The 3,399-nt window shown below is 70.9% G+C and carries 4 protein-coding genes; all 4 read left to right on the top strand.

Annotated elements, in window-relative coordinates; all coding sequences use genetic code 11:
- Positions 1 to 292: 292 nt before the first annotated feature.
- On the top strand, positions 293 to 1,222 hold the full coding sequence (gene pdxS, locus ACYVE9_RS19825; RefSeq protein ID WP_461029228.1) for a pyridoxal 5'-phosphate synthase lyase subunit PdxS: 930 nt from the start codon (positions 293 to 295) through the stop codon (positions 1,220 to 1,222).
- Between the two features lie 75 nt (positions 1,223 to 1,297).
- Complete coding sequence (pdxT, locus tag ACYVE9_RS19820; RefSeq protein ID WP_461029227.1) at positions 1,298 to 1,906, top strand: pyridoxal 5'-phosphate synthase glutaminase subunit PdxT; 609 nt, start codon at positions 1,298 to 1,300, stop codon at positions 1,904 to 1,906.
- Between the two features lie 84 nt (positions 1,907 to 1,990).
- Complete coding sequence (locus ACYVE9_RS19815; protein WP_461029226.1) at positions 1,991 to 2,743, top strand: YebC/PmpR family DNA-binding transcriptional regulator; 753 nt, start codon at positions 1,991 to 1,993, stop codon at positions 2,741 to 2,743.
- Between the two features lie 144 nt (positions 2,744 to 2,887).
- Positions 2,888 to 3,399, top strand: a 512-nt coding sequence (gene ruvC, locus ACYVE9_RS19810; protein ID WP_461029225.1) for a crossover junction endodeoxyribonuclease RuvC, incomplete at its 3' end; no start/stop codon positions are given.

The following is a 3,399-nucleotide window of genomic DNA, read 5'->3' as shown; positions in this document are numbered from 1 at the left end:
CGCTCCGCCGTCACCGGGCGGTGCGCTGGTTCCGCCTCGCGGGGCGCGCCGCACCCCCGCAGGCGTTCGAGATGGACGACGAGCCGCCGGCCGCGCTGGTGGACCGGGCGACCGCGCCCGGCGGGGGCCACTGACCGCCGATTGGACCTTTTCTCCGGCGGTGGCCTGCTGGTTTCCTCGCAGGTGTCGTACGGGTTGCCGCCATGTGGACGCGGTGGCCGGTCCGGATGCCGAACCGAACAGGCCTACGATGGTCCCTGTCGCACGTTTCTTCGTCGAGTGAGGTCAAACCGTGTCCAGCACGTCTCCCAGCGCGGCGTCCGCCGCCCCCGCCCAGAGCCCCGAGACCGGCACCGCGCGTGTCAAGCGCGGCATGGCCGAGCAGCTCAAGGGCGGCGTGATCATGGACGTCGTCACGCCGGAGCAGGCGAAGATCGCCGAGGACGCCGGCGCCGTCGCCGTGATGGCCCTCGAGCGGGTCCCGGCCGACATCCGCAAGGACGGCGGCGTCGCCCGCATGTCCGACCCGGACATGATCGAGGGCATCATCTCGGCCGTCTCCATCCCCGTCATGGCCAAGTCCCGCATCGGCCACTTCGTCGAGGCCCAGGTGCTCCAGGCGCTCGGTGTCGACTACATCGACGAGTCCGAGGTCCTCACCCCGGCGGACGAGGTCAACCACAGCGACAAGTGGTCGTTCACCACGCCCTTCGTCTGCGGTGCCACCAACCTCGGTGAGGCGCTGCGCCGGATCACCGAGGGTGCCGCGATGATCCGCTCCAAGGGCGAGGCCGGTACCGGCAACGTCGTCGAGGCGGTCCGGCACATGCGCCAGATCAAGGGCGAGATCGCCCGGCTGCGGAGCTTCGACAACCACGAGCTGTACGCCGCGGCGAAGGAACTCCGGGCGCCGTACGAGCTGGTCAAGGAGGTCGCCGAGCTGGGCAAGCTGCCCGTCGTGCTGTTCTCCGCCGGCGGTGTCGCCACCCCGGCCGACGCGGCCCTGATGCGCCAGCTCGGCGCCGAGGGCGTGTTCGTGGGCTCCGGCATCTTCAAGTCCGGCGACCCGGCCAAGCGTGCCGCCGCCATCGTGAAGGCCACCACCTTCTTCGACGACCCCAAGGTCGTCGCCGACGCGTCCCGCAACCTCGGTGAGGCCATGGTGGGGATCAACTGCGACACCCTGCCCGAGTCCGAGCGCTACGCCAGCCGCGGCTGGTAACCCCGAGTTGTCCGGTGGGCGGTCCGCGTCGGCGCGGGCCGCCCCCGCACGTTTCTTGTGAGAGGCAGAAGTACCGTGACCCCACCCGTCATCGGCGTCCTCGCCCTCCAGGGCGACGTCCGCGAGCACCTGGCCGCCCTGGAGGGCGCGGGTGCCCAGGCCCGGCAGGTGCGCCGCCCCGAGGAACTCGCCGAGGTCGAGGGCCTGGTGATACCCGGCGGTGAGTCCACCACCATCTCCAAGCTGGCAGTCGCCTTCGGTCTGCTGGAGCCGCTGCGGGAACGGGTCGCCGCGGGCATGCCGGCCTACGGGTCCTGCGCGGGCATGATCCTGCTGGCCGACAAGATCCTCGACCCGCGCTCCGGGCAGGAGACCGTCGGCGGCATCGACATGATCGTGCGCCGGAACGCCTTCGGGCGGCAGAACGAGTCCTTCGAGGCGGCGGTCGAGATGGCCGGTATCGAGGGCGGGCCGGTCCACGGCGTCTTCATCCGGGCCCCCTGGGTCGAGTCGACCGGTGCCGAGGTGGAGGTGCTGGCGACCGTCGACGGCCACCCCGTCGCGGTGCGGCAGCGGAACCTGCTGGCCACGTCCTTCCACCCCGAGCTGACCGGCGACCACCGGGTGCACCGCCGGTTCATCGGGATGGTGCGTGCCGCCGCGGTGGCCGGAAGCAGCACCTGATCCGGCGCGGGCTCAGCCGGCGGACCGGCTGACGGTAGGATCTGCGCGTTGGCTCATAGTTGGTGACATCGAAGGAGCGAGGCTGTGTCCGGCCACTCTAAGTGGGCAACCACCAAGCACAAGAAGGCCGTGATCGATGCCAAGCGCGGCAAGCTCTTCGCCAAACTGATCAAGAACATCGAAGTCGCGGCCCGCACCGGTGGAGCCGACCCCGACGGCAACCCCACGCTCTACGACGCCATCCAGAAGGCCAAGAAGAGCTCGGTGCCGAACAAGAACATCGACAGCGCGGTCAAGCGCGGTGCCGGTCTCGAGGCGGGCGGCGCCGACTACGAGACGATCATGTACGAGGGCTACGGCCCCAACGGCGTGGCCGTGCTCATCGAGTGCCTCACCGACAACCGCAACCGCGCGGCCTCCGACGTACGGGTCGCCATGACCCGCAACGGCGGGTCGATGGCCGACCCCGGATCGGTCTCCTACCTGTTCCACCGCAAGGGCGTCGTCATCGTGCCCAAGGGCGAGCTCTCCGAGGACGACGTGCTCGGCGCGGTCCTGGAAGCCGGCGTGGAGGAGGTCAACGACCTGGGTGAGTCCTTCGAGGTGCTCAGCGAGGCCACCGACCTGGTCGCGGTGCGGACCGCACTCCAGGAAGCCGGCATCGACTACGACTCGGCGGACGCCAACTTCGTGCCGACCATGCAGGTCGAACTGGACGAGGAGGGCGCGCGCAAGATCTTCAAGCTGATCGACGCGCTGGAGGACAGCGACGACGTGCAGAACGTCTTCGCCAACTTCGACGTGTCCGACGACGTCATGGCGAAGGTCGACGCCTGAACGGCCCCGGCCGCAGGGCGACACGGCGCGGATCGACGGGCCGGCGGGGACACACCCCGCCGGCCCGTCGGCGTTGTCGGTGCGGGCCGATAGCCTGCCGGAACGGATGATCGAACACCTTCGGGTGGAGTGGGGAGGGGCACGTTGCGTGTGCTCGGGGTGGACCCGGGGCTGACCCGCTGCGGGGTCGGCGTCGTGGAGGGAACGGCCGGACGGCCGCTGCGCATGGTCGCGGTCGGTGTGGTGCGCACCCCGGCGGAAACCGACGTCGCCAACCGGCTGGTGGACATCGAGCGCGGCCTGGAGGAGTGGCTCGACGCCCACCGTCCGGACGCGGTGGCGGTGGAGCGGGTCTTCAGCCAGCACAACGTGCGGACGGTGATGGGCACCGCCCAGGCGAGCGCGGTCGCCATGCTGTGCGCGGCCCGGAGAGGGCTGCCGGTGGCACTGCACACGCCCAGTGAGGTCAAGGCCGCCGTCACCGGCTCCGGACGAGCAGACAAAGCCCAGGTCGGCGCGATGGTGACCCGGCTGCTGCGGCTCGACGAGCCGCCCAGGCCGGCCGACGCCGCGGACGCCCTCGCGCTGGCCATCTGCCACATCTGGCGGGCACCGGCGCTCAACCGCCTCCAGCAGGCGCACACCGCCGCCCGCCG

It is taken from the genome of Streptomyces sparsus (assembly GCF_054776295.1).
Note: the sequence above shows the minus strand (reverse complement) of the source record. Positions and strands in the feature narration are given on the sequence as shown.